The organism is Rheinheimera sp. MM224 (genome assembly GCF_947090785.1).
Lineage (GTDB): Bacteria > Pseudomonadota > Gammaproteobacteria > Enterobacterales > Alteromonadaceae > Pararheinheimera.
This window is the reverse complement of sequence record NZ_OX352320.1, coordinates 2,603,020-2,619,003: the sequence shown is the minus strand read 5'-3', so window position 1 is coordinate 2,619,003 and position 15,984 is coordinate 2,603,020. Positions and strand designations below refer to the sequence as shown.

General features: G+C 46.3%; 20 protein-coding genes. 15 read left to right on the top strand and 5 right to left on the bottom strand.

What is annotated here, in order from left to right:
- The first annotated feature begins 33 nt into the window (after positions 1–33).
- Genes OM978_RS12360 through OM978_RS12345 form a run of 4 tightly spaced genes read left to right on the top strand, consistent with a single transcriptional unit; the run spans position 34 to position 2,580 of the window.
- Entirely contained in the window at positions 34–459 is a 426-nt protein-coding gene (locus tag OM978_RS12360; protein ID WP_264342516.1) for a hypothetical protein, read from the top strand.
- Complete coding sequence (locus OM978_RS12355; RefSeq protein ID WP_264342515.1) at positions 456–983, top strand: GNAT family N-acetyltransferase; 528 nt, start codon at positions 456–458, stop codon at positions 981–983. Before OM978_RS12360 ends, OM978_RS12355 begins: the two co-directional genes overlap by 4 nt.
- Positions 984–1,007: 24 nt before the next feature.
- The gene (locus OM978_RS12350; protein WP_264342514.1) at positions 1,008–1,883 is read left to right on the top strand and encodes a sterol desaturase family protein; all 876 of its coding nucleotides are present in this window, start codon (positions 1,008–1,010) and stop codon (positions 1,881–1,883) included.
- Positions 1,876–2,580 carry a polysaccharide deacetylase family protein gene (locus tag OM978_RS12345; RefSeq protein WP_264342513.1) on the top strand — a complete coding sequence of 235 codons (705 nt, stop codon included), beginning with the start codon at positions 1,876–1,878 and terminating at the stop codon, positions 2,578–2,580. Before OM978_RS12350 ends, OM978_RS12345 begins: the two co-directional genes overlap by 8 nt.
- 33 nt (positions 2,581–2,613) lie before the next feature.
- Here the strand turns inward: OM978_RS12345 and OM978_RS12340 are convergent, their stop codons facing one another.
- A complete protein-coding gene (locus OM978_RS12340) occupies positions 2,614–4,356 on the bottom strand; it encodes a DUF4153 domain-containing protein (RefSeq protein WP_264342512.1) in 1,743 nt (580 codons plus the stop codon).
- A gap of 175 nt (positions 4,357–4,531) precedes the next feature.
- Here OM978_RS12340 and OM978_RS12335 point away from each other — a divergent pair, with 175 nt between their 5' ends.
- Positions 4,532–4,879 (top strand): GFA family protein, encoded by a 348-nt coding sequence (locus OM978_RS12335; protein ID WP_264342511.1) that lies wholly within the window; start codon positions 4,532–4,534, stop codon positions 4,877–4,879.
- 61 nt (positions 4,880–4,940) lie between these two features.
- Here the strand turns inward: OM978_RS12335 and OM978_RS12330 are convergent, their stop codons facing one another.
- Positions 4,941–5,282, bottom strand: coding sequence for a zinc ribbon domain-containing protein YjdM (locus OM978_RS12330; protein ID WP_264342510.1), 342 nt, complete (start codon positions 5,280–5,282; stop codon positions 4,941–4,943).
- Between the two features lie 94 nt (positions 5,283–5,376).
- On the bottom strand, positions 5,377–5,850 hold the full coding sequence (locus OM978_RS12325; RefSeq protein WP_264342509.1) for an NYN domain-containing protein: 474 nt from the start codon (positions 5,848–5,850) through the stop codon (positions 5,377–5,379).
- Positions 5,851–5,985: 135 nt separating this feature from the next.
- On the opposite strand from OM978_RS12325, the gene OM978_RS12320 reads away from it, so the two are divergent.
- The 4 genes from OM978_RS12320 (at position 5,986) to OM978_RS12305 (ending at position 9,051) form a co-directional block, all read left to right on the top strand.
- Complete coding sequence (locus tag OM978_RS12320) at positions 5,986–6,456, top strand: DUF1456 family protein (RefSeq protein ID WP_264342508.1); 471 nt, start codon at positions 5,986–5,988, stop codon at positions 6,454–6,456.
- Positions 6,457–6,494: 38 nt separating this feature from the next.
- A complete protein-coding gene (locus OM978_RS12315) occupies positions 6,495–7,289 on the top strand; it encodes a PhzF family phenazine biosynthesis protein (RefSeq protein ID WP_264342507.1) in 795 nt (264 codons plus the stop codon).
- Positions 7,290–7,343: 54 nt separating this feature from the next.
- On the top strand, positions 7,344–7,790 hold the full coding sequence (locus OM978_RS12310) for a GFA family protein (protein ID WP_264342506.1): 447 nt from the start codon (positions 7,344–7,346) through the stop codon (positions 7,788–7,790).
- Between the two features lie 169 nt (positions 7,791–7,959).
- On the top strand, positions 7,960–9,051 hold the full coding sequence (locus OM978_RS12305) for a phospholipase A (RefSeq protein WP_264342505.1): 1,092 nt from the start codon (positions 7,960–7,962) through the stop codon (positions 9,049–9,051).
- Positions 9,052–9,116: 65 nt separating this feature from the next.
- Here the strand turns inward: OM978_RS12305 and OM978_RS12300 are convergent, their stop codons facing one another.
- Complete coding sequence (locus OM978_RS12300; RefSeq protein WP_264342504.1) at positions 9,117–9,488, bottom strand: BON domain-containing protein; 372 nt, start codon at positions 9,486–9,488, stop codon at positions 9,117–9,119.
- A gap of 190 nt (positions 9,489–9,678) precedes the next feature.
- On the opposite strand from OM978_RS12300, the gene OM978_RS12295 reads away from it, so the two are divergent.
- From OM978_RS12295 to OM978_RS12275, 5 genes are all read left to right on the top strand, one after another.
- Entirely contained in the window at positions 9,679–10,074 is a 396-nt protein-coding gene (locus OM978_RS12295) for a DUF4440 domain-containing protein (RefSeq protein WP_264342503.1), read from the top strand.
- On the top strand, positions 10,075–10,587 hold the full coding sequence (locus OM978_RS12290; RefSeq protein WP_264342502.1) for a GNAT family N-acetyltransferase: 513 nt from the start codon (positions 10,075–10,077) through the stop codon (positions 10,585–10,587).
- 110 nt (positions 10,588–10,697) lie between these two features.
- Complete coding sequence (locus OM978_RS12285) at positions 10,698–11,591, top strand: DMT family transporter (RefSeq protein WP_264342501.1); 894 nt, start codon at positions 10,698–10,700, stop codon at positions 11,589–11,591.
- Complete coding sequence (locus OM978_RS12280; protein ID WP_264342500.1) at positions 11,588–12,175, top strand: flavodoxin family protein; 588 nt, start codon at positions 11,588–11,590, stop codon at positions 12,173–12,175. The genes OM978_RS12285 and OM978_RS12280 overlap by 4 nt, the downstream gene beginning before the upstream one ends.
- 82 nt (positions 12,176–12,257) lie before the next feature.
- Complete coding sequence (locus OM978_RS12275; RefSeq protein WP_264342499.1) at positions 12,258–12,632, top strand: nuclear transport factor 2 family protein; 375 nt, start codon at positions 12,258–12,260, stop codon at positions 12,630–12,632.
- A gap of 43 nt (positions 12,633–12,675) precedes the next feature.
- On the opposite strand, the gene OM978_RS12270 is transcribed toward OM978_RS12275, so the two are convergent.
- Positions 12,676–14,793: a winged helix-turn-helix domain-containing protein gene (locus OM978_RS12270; protein ID WP_264342498.1), complete on the bottom strand. Its 2,118-nt coding sequence runs from the start codon at positions 14,791–14,793 to the stop codon at positions 12,676–12,678.
- Between the two features lie 127 nt (positions 14,794–14,920).
- Here OM978_RS12270 and OM978_RS12265 point away from each other — a divergent pair, with 127 nt between their 5' ends.
- Positions 14,921–15,940 carry an alpha/beta fold hydrolase gene (locus tag OM978_RS12265; protein ID WP_264342497.1) on the top strand — a complete coding sequence of 340 codons (1,020 nt, stop codon included), beginning with the start codon at positions 14,921–14,923 and terminating at the stop codon, positions 15,938–15,940.
- Positions 15,941–15,984: the final 44 nt, after the last annotated feature.

Genomic DNA, 15,984 nt, shown 5'->3' with positions numbered 1-15,984 from the left:
CTCTGACCCGAATTATCTACAGGAACCTTTCTGATGAAACTTATGCTTTTTCTGTTGCTGCTTGTTCTTTCCGCTTTTACCTCTGCACAGCAACTGGATACTCCGAATTACAAAGTCGAAATTCAGCAACTCTGTCCTGAAGGTGAAGTGCAGTGTCAACAGGTGCTGTACAAAGGCACTTCTAAAGTATCGGGGGCCAGCATCGAATTAAAAGGTACGGCCTGGCATAGTCTTTGTGCTGATGGGGTCACGCCATGCCGTTTTTTAGGTTATCAGTTCAAGAATGGTCGTATTCGTTATCTGGTGCATGAGTCGGGGTTGTTACAGGTGATGGGTAGCTCTGGCAAAGTATTGCTGGAAGAGCATGGAATCTGGGACTATCAACAAGGTAGTCAAAAAGACAGTCAGCAAGAGAATCCAGACCATAGCACTAAAACAGAAGTACAGGGTCAACCATGAAACCTCTGGATGCTGGCAGTTTACGACTTCGTTTGCTGACTGAAACAGACTGGCCTTTATTCCTTGAGCTGCATCGCCATGAACAAGTGCTGCAGTATGTGGCAGATCCGTTATCTGATGCGCAAATTCGTCAGCGCTTTGATGAACGGTTACAACCCTGGCAAGCCGGTGATCTGCATTGGTTGAGTCTGGTGGTTGTTGAAAAGCAAAGTGGCGCTGCGACAGGTGTCTGTGGTTTTCATTGCCTGGATTTGGACGTTGACGTGCCTTTAACCGCCGAAGTGGGTTATCTGTTTTTACCAGAGTTTTTTGGCAAAGGTTATGCGACTTTGGCGTTAAAAGCTTGCCTGGATTATGGAACTACACTGGGTATAAAGCAGTGGCAGGCGGTGGTCACCGAAGGCAATGTTGGTTCAGGCCGCGTGCTGGAAAAATGTGGTTTTAGCCTGATTGAACGTCAGCATAATGGCTATCAGATAGGTGATAAGTTTTTTGCAGATTTAATTTACAAAAAAACAGCTTAAAAATGACGGCACAGGAGTAACAGTGTGATCCCAGTTGAATTTATTTTGTTGCTACTGAGCCCGGTTTTTTTCATCTTTATTGCCTTTGAATGGCTTTATAGCGAAAAACGTGGCAAGACGCTGTACCAATGGCGTGATACAGCAGCTAACTTTGGTTTAGCCGCTTTGCATCAGGCTGGCGATTTTATTGCTTTGCTGGTGCTGTTGCCTCTAATGTTATGGTTATCGCAGTTCGCCTTGTTTTCTATTGAGTTTTCAGCGCTGAATTTGTTTTTACTTTTTATCGCCCAGGACTTTTTGTATTACTGGTTTCACCGCTGCTCCCATCGTGTGCGCTGGTTATGGGCTTCTCATGTGGCGCATCACAGCTCACGTTTAATGAATTTCAGCACGGCCTTTCGCCAGTCCTTAACTTACCCGATTTCTGGCATGTGGTTATTTTGGTTACCACTGGTGCTGCTGGGGTTTGAAGTGCAGTTGGTACTGGCTGTAGTGGCCATCAATTTAGCTTTTCAGTTTTTTGTTCATACCCAGTCAGGTAAACACTGGGGCATGTTGGGCTGGGTGTTAAATACGCCAGCCTGGCATCGCGTGCATCATGCCTGCAACCCTCAGTATATAGACCGCAACTATGCCGGTGTTTTAGTGATCTGGGACAGACTTTTTGGTACTTTTGTACCAGAACACGAAGCCTGTCGTTATGGCATTACCGACGATTTTCAGTCGAATAATCCCATCACTATCACTTTTTATGAATGGCGCAAAATTCTGATGTTATGGCCACAGCTCAAAGGCTGGCGTAATAAACATAAACTGCTGTTTGGTCCACCAGAGGCATTTTCTGAATTGTGTGTATCGAACAACAAAAAACAAGGAAAGGAGCAGGAAGGCAATGAATAAGCTGGTGCTAAAGCTATTGTTGGTGTTAGCAGTCCTGTTCTTTGTTATCTGGAAACTTTCTTCCAGCGTGAAGTTTCAGCTGTTTGGTGAGCTGATATACCAAGTGGACACAGAACAAAAACTGGTGGCTTTAACTTTTGATGATGGCCCAACGCCACATTACACTGCTGGTGTTTTGCAGCTGTTGGATTTGTATCAGGTCAAAGCCACCTTTTTTGTCACTGGGGCTGATACTCAGCGTTATATGACGCAGGCCAAACAAATTGTTGCGGCAGGTCATCAGCTTGGTAATCACAGCTGGTCTCATCAGCGCATGGTCTTTATGTCGTTGGACGAGATTAACCGTGAACTTGAAGGCACAGATCAACAAATTCGTACCGCAGGTTTTGAAGGTGAGATTTTGTTCCGGCCCCCATATGGTAAGAAACTGGTGTTGCTGCCCTGGTATCTGGCAAACACCCACAGAACCAGTATTACCTGGGATGTAGCGCCAGAGACTTTTGATGAAGACTCTGAAGATCCTCAGACTATGGCGACAGAGGTGCTGGAGCAGGTAAAACCCGGCTCCATTGTGTTACTGCATTTAATGTACAAAAACCGCGAAGCTTCCCGCGCGGCTTTGCCTCTAATCATCAAAGGCTTAAAAGAAAAGGGTTACCGTATGGTCACCCTGTCAGAACTATTGGCTGCGCAATAAACTACGCTCATTCTGCGCTAATGCTGCGTCAGATTAGTTTTGTACTGCCTGAACCTGAAACTTTTTCCCGCCAATTTGAAGCAAAGGCCATTGCGGAGGAATAGCTTTTAACTCCAATGTCTCAAGTCGTGGCTCCGCCTGTGGGGTAGATTTAGCCTCGGAAAACTGTTGGCTCAGTACTGAACGTTGCCATTTTTCACCCTCTAAACTAAACAAGGTTGCGTCAATAGAGTCATGGGAGTAAGTCAGAAGCACATAGTCCTGCACCCCATCTGTATTTAAGTCGATAGGACGCAAATGATACTGGCTGATATAACTTAACTGCCAGTGATGATCTTTTTGCCAATCTGCTAAGGCTTGTTTTAATGCCGGAGGCAAAATGACATGATCCGGTAACTTCAACGCGACCAGCAGTTGCTGCAGTTGGTCCTTGCTGTTTTGCTCCGTGGTTTCGTTATGCATATCTTTGCGATACAGAGCATCAATACGCAGGGTCAAAGCCGGGTTTCTTTCACCATATTGAGCTTTTAACTGCTGCAAAGCGTCGTAGCCGGGTTTAGCCAGTTCGTAACGGAAATAGTGAAGGTCAAAATCGGCCAAAAGAGTTCTGCCATCTTCAAGCCGCGCCAGCTGGCTTTGTACTGTGATTTTGCGAAAATCTATCAGAGGGGAGTTCACCAGCAGCATCACGGCCAGCAACACCAATCCCATTCGAACATTGATCCAACTTAAATGTTGTAGCCACAAATCGCGTTTTTTCAGAATACCCCAGAGGTAACCTACAGAAAACAAAGCCAGTATTGCCCATAACACCAAGCCCCAGCAGCGACTGACACTCCAACCATATTGTTCTACCCGCAGCATCAGGCCATAACAGGCGATCAGGCTATACACAGGCAATAAGGCGACAGCTGCATAAATGGCTCTATGTAACCAGAGTGGGTAAGGGCGGCTATCGGCGTCGGCCTGATACACGGCATTGAGGAAAAACAGCATCAATGCCTGCAGGCATAAAATCAGTAAACTACCGTGCCCTGTTTTCCACAGCGGTGTTAAACCGGTAAAAGGCAAAGCCAGCATAAAGAGCACGGAAACCAGAGCCAGGATCACCAGTAAAAACTTCATCAGCGCCTGCTGAATTCGGGTAATGGTGTCAATGACCCCAGCCTGATTGCGGAAAATAATAATGCCAAAAGCAAAGGCTAGACTGAGCGTAGGGTAGTAAAACCATTGTTTTGCAAATAAATCGTCAAAAAAGTCGATTTGGATCACTTCAAACAACGCTGCCCACAGCATTAAAACTGCCCATAGGGCCAGGGTGAAAAGTAAGGATAAGCTCAGGGTTAAAAAATTACGCCATGAATACAGGAATAGCGCGCTGTAGCTCAGAGCGGAGCCAGAACTCAGTTGCTGGATATACAACAAGGCTTTAAAACTGGCGAGTAACATAGAGAAAATAAAGGCAAAAAGCACAGGCTGATAACTGATCTGTTCCAGTGGTATCGCCTGTAAACCGGCATAAAAACCCAAAACAGCAGCAACAAGTGCAAAAGCACCTAAGCGTAGGGCTAACTTTAGCTCATGTCCTTTTTCCAGTGATAGTAATAAAGTCACAGGCGCCACGACAACCAGAGTATAAAAACAAAATAGCCACTGCGGCTGGTTCGATGGCCAAAAATCAAAGCTGATCGATTGATGCAAAAGATAAAGTGACAAGCCTTGCACTAAAGCAAGCAACAGCATAATAGGAGTTGGCAATTGGTGTGGGTTTGACATAAATCGTCCCTGAAGTTAGGCGCAAAGGGCCGAGTGCGCCGAGGTTAGTTTAGCCTGTTGTTATTTTGAATAAATTTAAAACAAATACTGCGTCAGATCCCGCCCGGCTACAGGTTGAAAAATAAATGAATTGCGTCATAGTGTACAGAGTAAAACACACAAACAAGGGATCATTATGCTTTATCAGGGCAGTTGTCATTGTGGTGCTGTAGCTTATCAGGTGGAAGCAGAGATCAGCTCCGCTTTAAGCTGTAACTGTTCGATTTGCAGCAGAAAAGGCTATTTGTTGAGCTTTGTGCCAGGCAGCAATCTGACTATGCTTAAAACCGATCATCCACTCACCGTTTACACCTTTCATACTCATACCATCAAACACCAGACTTGTCCTGTCTGCGGTTGTTCACCTTTTGCTTTAGGCACAGATCCTGAAGGCAATGAAGTGGCCGCTATTAATCTGCGTTGTTTGGAGGATATAGATTTGGATGCATTAGAGATCCATAAACACGATGGTAAGCATAGCTAAACAATGGTAAGGCTTCAAAACTAAGAGTCAGGGGCCGGATTCGGCCCCTTTGGTGGTTAAATCACTGCTTTTTGACAAATTCAGACTTTAACTTCATAGCGCCAAAACCATCAATTTTACAATCGATATCATGATCGCCTTCGACCAGACGTATGCCTTTCACCTTAGTGCCAATTTTGACTACCAAAGAAGAGCCTTTGACTTTTAAGTCTTTAATGACAGTCACTGTGTCGCCATCCTGCAATACATTGCCTGCTGAATCACGGATCACTTTGTCGCCTTCTGTTGCATCTGTGCTGGCGTTTGCTGACCATTCATGACCACATTCAGGGCATATCAACAGGTTATTGTCTTCGTAGGCGTATGCAGAGCTGCATTGTGGGCAGGCGGGTAACTGGCTCATGGTGTTCCTGATTAATTGCTGTAGGGCTTGAAAAGGCCGGCATTGTAGCCGAAAGGCCCTACTTTTTACAGGGTTTTGATGGGTTTTATAGGGCTTAGAGTAATAAGTCCGTTTCAATAGGTCGCCATACTGCACAGCTTTGTTGCAAGGATTGAGCAGTTAAACCTGGTACGCTATAGACCACAGTATCGACACCATGTTGCTTGTAAACAGCCTGCAACAGTAAATCAAAATCGCCATCGCCAGACAGCAGTACCACAGTGTCAACTTCTGCGGCTAAAGTCAGCACATCAATGGTTATACCTACATCCCAGTCGCCTTTAGCTGAGCCATCGGCGCGTTGAATAAAAGGTTTGAGTTTCACTTCAAAACCTATATGGCGCAAAGCATCCTGAAATTTAATCTGCTGATCATCTTTTTTATCAATGGCATAAGCGTAGGCGTAACTAATCTCGCCCCTAAGCTGCAGCAGTTGCCAGAACTTACGGTAGTTAAAAGAGCGGCCATAGGCCTGTTTGGTGGTGTAGTAGATGTTTTGTACATCGACAAAAACTGCGATTTTTTCCATAGAAAGCAAAGCCAAAATGAAGACTGAATGGACTATAGCATGGCATCTGTTTGAAACCGCGAAAGAAAATCAGCAGGCATCGCTTTGTGTCTGTTAAAATGTCTGCAACTTGACTGGAGCGCTTTGCGAATTTTTATGAATAACAACGATGTTTTACGCCGTTTACGTTACGCCTTTGATTTTGGCGATCAACAAATGATGAATTTATTTGCCCATGCCGGTTTAACTGCCAGCCGGGCCCAGGTCAGTGACTGGCTGAAAAAAGATGAAGACGAAGCCTTCCAGCCTTGTGATGACGAGACGTTAGCCAATTTCTTGAATGGCCTGATCATTGAAAAACGTGGTCGTAAAGATGGCGAGCAGCCAGTGCCGGAAAGCCGTTTAAACAACAATATTATTTTCCGTAAGTTAAAAATTGCGCTGGATTTAAAAGACGATGACATAGTGCAAATGATGACGGATATTGGCTTTCGTATCAGTAAACCTGAATTAAGTGCATTTTTCCGCCGTGCTGATCACCACCATTTCCGTCAGTGTCAGGATCAAATTCTGCGTAATTTTATTAAAGCTGTGCAGATCAAATACCGCGAAAGCTCTGAAGACTAAAGCTCTCAAAGTTAAAAGCTACGGACAGGGTGAAAGGCATGGAAGCGCCGCTGTATTTTTTTAAAGTCTTTACCGATGAAGCAAAAAGCGGAAATCCCGCAGCCTGCGCCTTATTCAGTCAATGGCCTGACAGCAAGGTGTTGCAGCATATAGCCCGCGAAGCTGATCAAGTGGTAACGGCTTTTATCATACCCGCTGCAGATAGTCCTTATCAGTACCATATTCGCTGGTTTTCCCGTACACAGGAAATCAACTTATGTGGTCATGGCACTTTAGCTGCAGCAGCTTTAGTGCGTCAGTTAAAAGGTGAGGGCAGTTATAGCTTTTTAAGTGAGTATGGTGAGTTAACAGTACAAGCCAATACTCACTATCTACAAATGAGCCTGCCGCAATGGCCTTCTGATGTTGAAACTCTCGTTGAATTACCCACAGCATTATTGGCTTGTCAGCCTGTCGAATATTTTCAAACCCGCGATTTAGTGCTGGTGCTGGCCGATGAGCAGGCCGTGCAGCAGTATCAGCCTGATTTTGACTTGATACGCCAGTTGTCTCAACATGCGTTAATTATTACCGCCTTCTGCGCTCCTGATACTTATGTGCTGCGTTATTTTGCTCCTGCTATTTCTATAGACGAAGACATAGCCACAGGTTCTGCACAGTGTTCGCTGGCACCTTATTGGGCCGCAAAAAGCGGTCTTACAGAGCTTAAAGTGAAACAACTTTCTGCAACACCAGCCAGTTTTTCAGTAGTGATTAAAGCGCAACAACTGCATCTAAAGACGCAGGCTGTTTATTTACCGCATCTGACCAGAGTTAACGCAACAATTGCTTAACATCTAAAGTTAAATCCAGTAGGCTGGGATTGTGTATCCATAAGGAGCCTTCTTATGTCAGCGTCAAGCCCGCAAGTTCAGCTCACTCAGCATGTAGTTCATGGCCGTTGTTTATGCGGAAAAGTCAAAGTTAAAGCAGAACACGTGGCACTGAGGGCAGGCGTTTGCCATTGCCAGCATTGTCAAAAATGGTCTGGCGGACCACTTTTTACTGTGGATTGCGGTACTGAAGTCAAATTGGATGGTGCCTGTTTTGTCTCCACTTTTAACTCATCGGACTGGGCCGAACGAGGTTTTTGCAATAACTGCGGTACCCATCTGTTTTACCGGTTGAAACAAAATAGCCAGTATTTTATGCCCGTGGGTTTATTTGAGCAGTTAAAGGATGTGATGTTCGATCATCAGATTTTTATTGAACAAAAACCTGGTTGGTATTGTTTTGCCAATAAGACAACGGAACTGACAGGGGCTGAGGTCTTTGCTTTGTTTGGCTCCGAATAGAACTCAGCAAAAAATAGTGGCATAGATTTTTGTGGCCCAGTCTGCAGATAGGGCCTGATCCATGCCGGAATTTTGTTCAAGGTTCGACGATAAAAGCTTTGTCATTAAGTCCTTGTTTATATTTAAGTCTTATACTAGTGGAACATCATTTTTGGCTACGGGAGTTGGCGTGAATAAAGGACACAAAAAATCAAAACTGACTGGATTTCTACTGCTGAGTTCGGTCAGTGCTGCTGTCTCAGCCCAGGATGTCAGCGTTTGTCAGGGCACTCTTGATAACAACGAGCGTTTGGCGTGTTATGACCGGATCTTTGGCACTACAGCAACGGTGCTAACAGAGACTAAAACGACAACAAAAGCTGCTGTGGAGGCTGATGTTGAAGTCAAACCTGCGGTCGTGGCTGAAACCGATGTGGTGTCAGAGCCTGTCGCTGTGGCGACTGTGATGCAAAAATACTGGGAGTTAACTCCAGAAGAAAAACGCGATCGGTTTATCTTTCGCACCTACCAGCCTAACTTCTTTTTGCCTGCTCATATCACGTCCAATATAAATAAAGCGCCCCAAAGTCCAACCCGGGGTCAGGCTGAAGCCAGCGAAAACTACAAGCAGATGGAAAGTAAGCTGCAAATTTCGTTACGGGCCAAGCTGATGACAGAGTTTTTATTGCCTGGTGCTGACTTATGGTTTGCTTTTAGCCAACGCTCTATGTGGCAATTGTGGAATAATCAGGATTCGGCCCCTTTTCGAAATACAGATTATCAGCCCGAGCTGATTTATGTAGTACCCGTGACTGAACAATGGGGCGATTTACCTGGCGACTGGCAAGTCCGTATGTTGCAGTTTGGTATAGCCCATCAGTCCAATGGCCAGGCGAAGCCGTTGTCGCGGAGCTGGAATAAAGTGTACGCAGGTTTAGCAATCGACAAAGGCGAGTTTGGCCTGAACTGGCGTTATAACCAGCGCATCTCAGAAAATGGCGATGAAGACGATAACCCGGATTTAATAGACTATATCGGCAGCCATGAAATCAGCGCCAACTGGTTACCCGGAGATGCAACTGCGATGTTGACCTGGCGCAACGATTTTTCATATTTAAGCCGTGGGTCATGGCAACTGGATCTAACCTATCCGGTTGACAGCACTAAGATGGATGGCCTGCGCTGGCACTTGCAGATGTTTTCCGGTTATGGTGAAACCTTACTGGATTATAACTTCAGGCAAAATAGTATGGGTATAGGGGTGATGTTGTTTAACTTCTGATAAAACAGGACCTGCTGAACACAAAAGCCCGCGTTAGCGGGCTTTGCTTAAAAACACCGCTTAAGTTAAGGGCGTATTGTTAATTCGTCATGGACAGTTTTAACCCCAATAACACCCTCGGTGATCAGGATGGCCTGATTTATTTGGCTTTGACTGTTTAAGACACCAGTCAAAAGCACATCACCTTTGGTGGATACCACAGTAATTACGAAGTTCTTTAAATCTTCATCACGCAATAAAGCTGTTTTGACATCATTACTGATGTTTGCGTCTGAAATGGCGACCGGAACCGGGCTGTCGGCTACTGTTGCGACTGCACTTTTGTCATCCTCCGCTGTAGTAGAGGTAGGATAGGTTGGTGTTGATTTATCACAGGCGGCCAATGTAAAAACCGCAAGCAGTATCAAAGATGATGTAAAACCAGTAGATAAGCGCATAACAAAGTCTCCGTTGGGCCGAACTGTGTGGAGGTCGGATAGCTTGATACTGAACTTGCCTCGCTTTGGGGTCTGTGCGCTACCGAACCTGATTTGTCATGTTTTCAGAAAAACTTGCAGCTGTTACTTGCGTCTGTTCGGCCAACTAAGGTAAAACGGCGAATTCGCATCAATGACAGGATGGGCTATTGTGAGATCCGAACAATATAAAGCGTTAACAGAACATCTGATTACACTGGAATTACAGTTACAGCAACCCGAAACCAGACGGAGTAAAGCGCTGTTAAATCTGTTGATCGCCAAGGATTTTGAAGAGATCGCAGCCTCCGGTGTGCGTTTTGGTAAAGCCCATGTGTTGCAACGCTTACCGGAAGAACAAGCTCCTTCGGTAGAGGCCTTTGATTTTGAAGTGCGTTTATTATCTAAAGATTTGGCTCAGGTGCTCTACAAAGCCAAATTACGTAAAGCGGGCGAGATGCAAACTAAACTGTCGCTGCGCAGCTCTTTATGGCAACTCAATAGCTTGGGCTGGCAAATGGTGTTCCATCAGGGTACAGCGGTGCTGCCAGCGAGTGGGCCTGTTTAAATGTCTGGTTATTCTATCCGGGCTTTACAGCCAGAGGATGTTGAGGTTGTGCTTCAATTTGAGTTGACCCACAAAAGCTTTTTTGAACAAAAAATTGAAGCAAGACCGGACGAATTTTATCAGCCAGAAGCCGTACGGCAGCATATTGCGGAGTTTTTGCTGTTAAAACAGCAGGCTCTGGCCTTGCCGACACTGATTTTTAATACAGACAAGGAGCTGATTGGCCGAGCCAATATCAAAGACATCGACCAGGTGACAAAATCTGCTTATGTCGGCTATCGCATCGCTGAACATTGGTCAGGCAAAGGCGTCGCCAGTTTCGCTTTGTATGAGTTAATCCAACAGGCTAAGCAGATGGGATTAGCTATTTTGTTTGCCTGTGTTGCGACAGAAAATAAGGCCTCTATGCAGGTGCTAAAAAAAGCTGGTTTTCAACAGATGGAAACGATACCGCACGTGGCCATAGTGCAGGGCAAAGCTGTTGCTGGTTATCTGATGTGGCTGAAACTCTAAGCTATTAAAAAATCATTTAAATTCTTCTTGACCTCAAGTTAACCTGAGCTTTTACAGTGGCGGCAGATTTTAAATCTGTGCACTAAGCACTGTAAAAGGAGTGTTCTGTAATGAGTTCAGTTGTATCCCGTTGGTATGATCCCTGGTTAACCGCTTTAGCCCCGCTGATTTGGGGCAGTACTTACTTAGTCACCACAGAGTTTTTACCTCCTGATGTACCTCTATTATCTGCTGCTTTACGTACCTTGCCGGTTGGACTTTTGATGTTGCTATGGTTACGTCAGTTACCAGCAGCAGGCTGGTGGGGGAAAATATTTTTGTTAGGTTTTTTAAATATTGGTGTATTTCAGGCACTGCTCTTTGTCGCCGCTTATCGTTTACCCGGTGGTGTAGCAGCGACAGTGGGGGCTATTCAGCCTTTAGTCGTGGTGATGTTGAGCTGCGCAGTGCTGGGTGGTCGCACTTCGTGGCTCAGCTGGATTGCAGCTTTCTCAGGTTTGCTTGGGGTTGCTCTGTTGGTGCTGGGGCCAGCCGCCCAATTGGATAGCATAGGTGTAATGGCGGCTGCGGCCGGTGCTTTGGCAATGGCTTGTGGCACCTTATTAACGAAAAGGTGGCAACCTCCGGTCAGTGCGCTGGTGCTCACCAGCTGGCAGCTTAGTGTCGGCGGCTTATTTTTATTACCGCTCGCTTTTAGTGTGGAAACTCTGCCGCAAAGTCTCAGCCTGACTCATATTCTGGGTTATCTGTGGCTGGGTCTGATTGGTACCGGCCTGACTTATGTGTTCTGGCTGCGAGGCGTGATGCGAATGTCGGCTAGTGCAGTCACAGGTTTTAGCTTGCTAAGCCCATTAAGTGCCACAGTGCTTGGTTTGGTGGTGTTGGACCAGCATCTGACCTTGGTGCAAAGCCTGGGCATGGTATTGGTGCTGACTGGCGTCTGGCTAGGCCAACATAAAACCGCAGCAGCTGTGATGCCAGTAAAAGCGGAGGCCAGCCAATGAAGATTGTCATTGTGTATCACTCAGTCACAGGCACTACAGCGCAGTTGGCTAAAGCTATAGCCGCAGGTTGTCGTTCAGTAACTGCGGTTGATCTGCAGTTACTTCGAATTGAAGGGGAAGACATAACACAAGGGCGTTACAAAAATAGCGCCGTGCTTGAGGCCATCGATCAGGCGGATGCAGTGATTTTTGGCTCTCCTACTTTTATGGGTTCCGTATCGGCGCAGTTTAAAGCCTTTGCTGATGCCACGGCGGGCGATCACTGGGGTGAACAGCTCTGGTCCGATAAAGTGGCTGCTGGTTTTACTGTAGGCACGGGCTACTGTGGAGATACATTACATAGCCTGCATTACTTACAAATTCTGGCGGCACAGCACGGTATGCTCTGGGCAGGTCTGGATTTAGCTGGAGCTGGTGATGTGAAGGCGCCCAACCGGCTTGGAGCTCAGGCCGGCGTGATAGTCAGAGCCGTGGATGGTGCTATAGAAGAACCTGATTTGCAGACCGCTTTTTATCTGGGGCAGCGTGTTGTTCGTGTCGCCGGTCTATTAAAACGGGCGGAGCATAAAACAGAGCTAATCTAGCAACTCTGAGTTTCCAAAGCAGAGCTGGTGTTTTGCACGGCTTTTGCCGATCATCAGAGTTTTATCACAAGGTAAAACTCTGATGACAAACACAATAAAACAGATGGAGCCAGTGCAGCTGGTCCAGCAGCAACTGGATGCGTACAACAGTAAAAACATCACAGCTTGGCTCTCTTGTTACCATCCGGATGCGGTACAGCTGGATTTTCACGGTGCTGTATTAGCCAGAGGCCACGATGAAATGCAGCAGCGTATCAGTCTGCGTTTTTCCGAACCTGACCTGCATGCAAAACTATTAAACCGCATGGTGATGGGGGATTGGGTGATAGACCATGAAATGATCCAGCGTAACTTCCCACAAGGCCGTGGTCAGGTGGAGATGTTATGTAGTTATCAGGTGAAACAGGGCCTGATTGTCAAAGCCCTGTTTCAGTTGGGGGAGCCAGTGCTGTTTTAGCCAATGCAGTTCGAAGGAGCATTGTTCTTCGTTGGCATGGCTGTCACTTTGTTTTGTCGATGACAGGTTCCAGCTTATAAATATCGCCTTTAGGCACACCTGCTTTGACATAAAACAGCTGCTGGTTCTGAATATCGTAATGATGAACAAAACGCTCCGGCGTGGCCAGCAGCAGACTGTTGTCTTTGTTTTGTAGCTGATACTGACGGATACCCTGATCAGGCTGATAGTAATAAATCTGGCCGTCGGACAAGCTCCAGTTCAGCCAGTTGATTTTGTTAAAATCAGTGATCAGCTGCTGTTCCTCGCCAGAGGTTAGATTCAGTACAAATAAGCCATCCTGATGAAACTTGCTGAAATACAGCTGGTCCTTCACCAGATAACCGCTGTAGCCACCTTGTTGTGTCAGTTGCTTGCTTGCTGTTGTTTTCAAATCCAGTTGCCACAACTGCCAGTCGCCGCTTTGTTTACTGCTGTAAATAATGCCTGTGCCATCTTCCATCCAGTTGGCCACTTCCACCTGTTTATCCGGCGCAACTAACACTCTGCTTTGACCTGAAGCGACCATCAGCTGCCATAAAGCACCGTCTTTGCTAAAAAGCAGCGACTCGCCATCCGGTGACCATTGCAGTCGCACAAAAGCAGGGGTACCTGGTAAGTCAGCCAGTTGGTACTCGTTTTGACCTGCAGGTTGTAACCAAATTTGCTCTTTATCACTGCGCTGGCTTAAAAAAGCCAGGTCGCCTTTATGGTTCACGCGTGGCATGCGGTCGACCTTACTGCTGCCTATACGAATTCTGGCGGTATTGGCGTTTAAATCGTGCTGCCAGATATCTGCGTCCAGTTCATAGTCCGCGTAATAAATTTGTTGATTCACCACAGCAAGCGATTGCACAAAGCGGCCTGTGTAAAACAAGAACTCCAGCTGATCTGTGTCAGCATTGTATTGCAGCAGTTCTGCACCTTTACTTAGCAGTAACTGACCGGCTAACCAGTCGATATTCGTTGCCTGCAGTGGCAAGGTCTTCTGCTTTAAAACGGCAAAGCTGCTGCTATCGAGTATTAATAACAGCGTTTGTTGGTTTTCCAGATAACGCAATACGGCCAGTTTTTTACCGTCATCAGATTCGGCAAAAGCCAGCTCTCCGGTCGGACTTTCTGCGGTAAGTGGGTTGGTGATCTGCTCTTTGGCCATAGTATCCAAACGGTAACGGCTTAAGGCATAAGGCTGGGTTTTGTCTGCTCTGTCTCGTAGGTAAAAGCCTTTGCTATCATTTTGCCAGCCGACTTTCATCACTGAATCAGTGTTGCACTGTGCCACTGTTTTCTTCTGATCCGGTGCTTCGATTAAAAACCACTCAACAACACAGCCTTGCTGCTGTTGTTTTGCCCACAGTATTTGTAAACCATCCGGGCTTAAGGCCGCTGTTATAAGGTTTTTGTCTTCGGACAACAACTGCTTTTTGCCTGCCTGTTGCTGCAAAATTAGCTGGAGCTTTTCAGCTTCTGCAGAGAAATACAGTAACTTAGAGCCATCTTTACTCAGGCTTAAATTATATTCGACCCCTTGGGCATGACTGACGGGCACGGGTTCATTGATATAAGGCGTTGGCAGTTTTTCTGGTTCGGGTGCCAGCGTAATAAAAAACCACAACACAAAAAACAGCAGAGGGGCAGTCCAGAGCACACCCAGTATCAGTTTGGTTTTGAGGCCAGAGCTTTTTACTACAGCTGTGTGCACTGCAGTGGTGGTCTCAACCGCTATGGCAGGTTCGGCTGGTGAATTTATTTCTTGTTGTACAGTCTCTGCCTTTTCAGACATCTCTGTCACTTCTGGCGTCACACTCTGGCAAAGCCGATAACCGACTTTAGGCAGAGTTTCAATATAAGTCGTTGCCGGGTCTAACTGAGCAAAGGCTTTGCGTAATAAAGACACTGATTTATTAATCGCACTTTCGCTGACCACCCGACCAGCCCACAGCTGCTCAATCATTTGGTCGCGGCTCAGTTGGCCTTGTTCGGCTGCTATAAAAAGAGATAACAGCTGATAGGCCTGAGGCTCCAGATACAAGGTTTCTGTCGCAGAGCTTAGCTCCCGGCTGCCGGAGTCAAAGGTCAGTTGACCAATCAAAAATCGCTGATGAGTGTGGTGTGCAGGCATAGATCAAAAAGTCCGGAAAGATGCTTTGGCCAAGGGTAAGCTTTTTATCATAAAAATGTCCTTCACACTTGTGTTCTTACTGTCTTTTTCTGATGCAACATCAGAGTTTTATAGATGGAGCACCCTAATGACACTGTTGAAGTGGCTGTTGTTTTACGCTGTGATAGGCTGGATAAACACGGCAGAAGTAAAAGCTGCAGAAACCTTACCTGAAGGCGTGAGGATCATTAAAGCTGACGGCGCAGAGTTTCAGCTGCGCTCTGCAGGGCTGGAACACAAAGGGCCAGCCGTCGTATTGCTGTCTGGCCCCAATGAGCACTGGCATAGTGACAGTGGCTGGTTTGCTTTACTGCAACCGGTGTTGGCCGCAAAATACCGAACTTATGCCATAGACAGATTGGGTCAGGGCCTGAGTTCAGAGGTAAATAATCCGTCCTATAGGCGTTTTGCAGAAGACTTAACCTTAGTTTTGACTGAGTTGAATGAAACGGAAATCCTGCTGCTAAGTTTTGCCAGTAGTTCTGTATCCAGTTTGTTATTTGCTCATCAGAATTCTGCACTAAAGCTCCAGGGGCTGCTGCTGATTGACCCGGATATTCCTCTGCCAGGTTTCATTACTTTGTACAAAGGTTATCCAGCCGACTGGTATAAGGCGAATCTGGCACAACTTCTACCTGAGTTAAAAACGGGTGTCTGGACAGATCGTACTGCTAAAAAGCTGCAGCAAGAACGCCAACTGGTGCAAAAGCTGGTTCCGACAGACTATGCCGACCAAATGGACTGGGCCTATTTTGATTTTATGGCACAGCAGCGACTTCGGATTGAACGTCAACAAAACAGGGCGAAAGAAATTGCCAGCTACGCTGACGATTTGGATGCCTATCAGGCTCAGCCTTTCTACACTAAGCGGCCAGTGTCTGTGATCAATTCAGATTTTGAGCTACAAAAAATCAACCAAAACCCTGAGCAAAAAACGCAGTTGCTGGCCTGGCAACAGGAGGGGGATGGTTGGAGTAAACAGCAAGCAGAGCGCTCTGGTGGTCAGTATATAGAGCTTAAACAGTCTGACCATCTGGTGCTTTTTCAGCAGCCTGCTGCGATCACAGAGGCTGTGGATTGGTTAATAGCGTTCCCTGTGAATAAATAACCTCTGACTCTGGTTACAAGGTCAAAGGCTCAAGGTAAACTTGG

Excerpts from the sequence above, each read along its gene's own strand:
- OM978_RS12315 (WP_264342507.1), top strand. The coding sequence starts at position 6,495 with ATGGAAGCGCCGCTGTATTTTTTTAAAGTCTTTACCGATGAAGCAAAA.
- OM978_RS12345 (WP_264342513.1), top strand. The coding sequence starts at position 1,876 with ATGAATAAGCTGGTGCTAAAGCTATTGTTGGTGTTAGCAGTCCTGTTC.
- OM978_RS12325 (WP_264342509.1), bottom strand. The coding sequence starts at position 5,850 with ATGGAAAAAATCGCAGTTTTTGTCGATGTACAAAACATCTACTACACC.
- OM978_RS12290 (WP_264342502.1), top strand. The coding sequence starts at position 10,075 with ATGTCTGGTTATTCTATCCGGGCTTTACAGCCAGAGGATGTTGAGGTT.
- OM978_RS12340 (WP_264342512.1), bottom strand. The coding sequence starts at position 4,356 with ATGTCAAACCCACACCAATTGCCAACTCCTATTATGCTGTTGCTTGCT.
- OM978_RS12355 (WP_264342515.1), top strand. The coding sequence starts at position 456 with ATGAAACCTCTGGATGCTGGCAGTTTACGACTTCGTTTGCTGACTGAA.
- OM978_RS12300 (WP_264342504.1), bottom strand. The coding sequence starts at position 9,488 with ATGCGCTTATCTACTGGTTTTACATCATCTTTGATACTGCTTGCGGTT.
- OM978_RS12265 (WP_264342497.1), top strand. The coding sequence starts at position 14,921 with ATGACACTGTTGAAGTGGCTGTTGTTTTACGCTGTGATAGGCTGGATA.
- OM978_RS12285 (WP_264342501.1), top strand. The coding sequence starts at position 10,698 with ATGAGTTCAGTTGTATCCCGTTGGTATGATCCCTGGTTAACCGCTTTA.
- OM978_RS12310 (WP_264342506.1), top strand. The coding sequence starts at position 7,344 with ATGTCAGCGTCAAGCCCGCAAGTTCAGCTCACTCAGCATGTAGTTCAT.
- OM978_RS12275 (WP_264342499.1), top strand. The coding sequence starts at position 12,258 with ATGACAAACACAATAAAACAGATGGAGCCAGTGCAGCTGGTCCAGCAG.
- OM978_RS12330 (WP_264342510.1), bottom strand. The coding sequence starts at position 5,282 with ATGAGCCAGTTACCCGCCTGCCCACAATGCAGCTCTGCATACGCCTAC.
- OM978_RS12360 (WP_264342516.1), top strand. The coding sequence starts at position 34 with ATGAAACTTATGCTTTTTCTGTTGCTGCTTGTTCTTTCCGCTTTTACC.
- OM978_RS12320 (WP_264342508.1), top strand. The coding sequence starts at position 5,986 with ATGAATAACAACGATGTTTTACGCCGTTTACGTTACGCCTTTGATTTT.
- OM978_RS12270 (WP_264342498.1), bottom strand. The coding sequence starts at position 14,793 with ATGCCTGCACACCACACTCATCAGCGATTTTTGATTGGTCAACTGACC.
- OM978_RS12335 (WP_264342511.1), top strand. The coding sequence starts at position 4,532 with ATGCTTTATCAGGGCAGTTGTCATTGTGGTGCTGTAGCTTATCAGGTG.
- OM978_RS12280 (WP_264342500.1), top strand. The coding sequence starts at position 11,588 with ATGAAGATTGTCATTGTGTATCACTCAGTCACAGGCACTACAGCGCAG.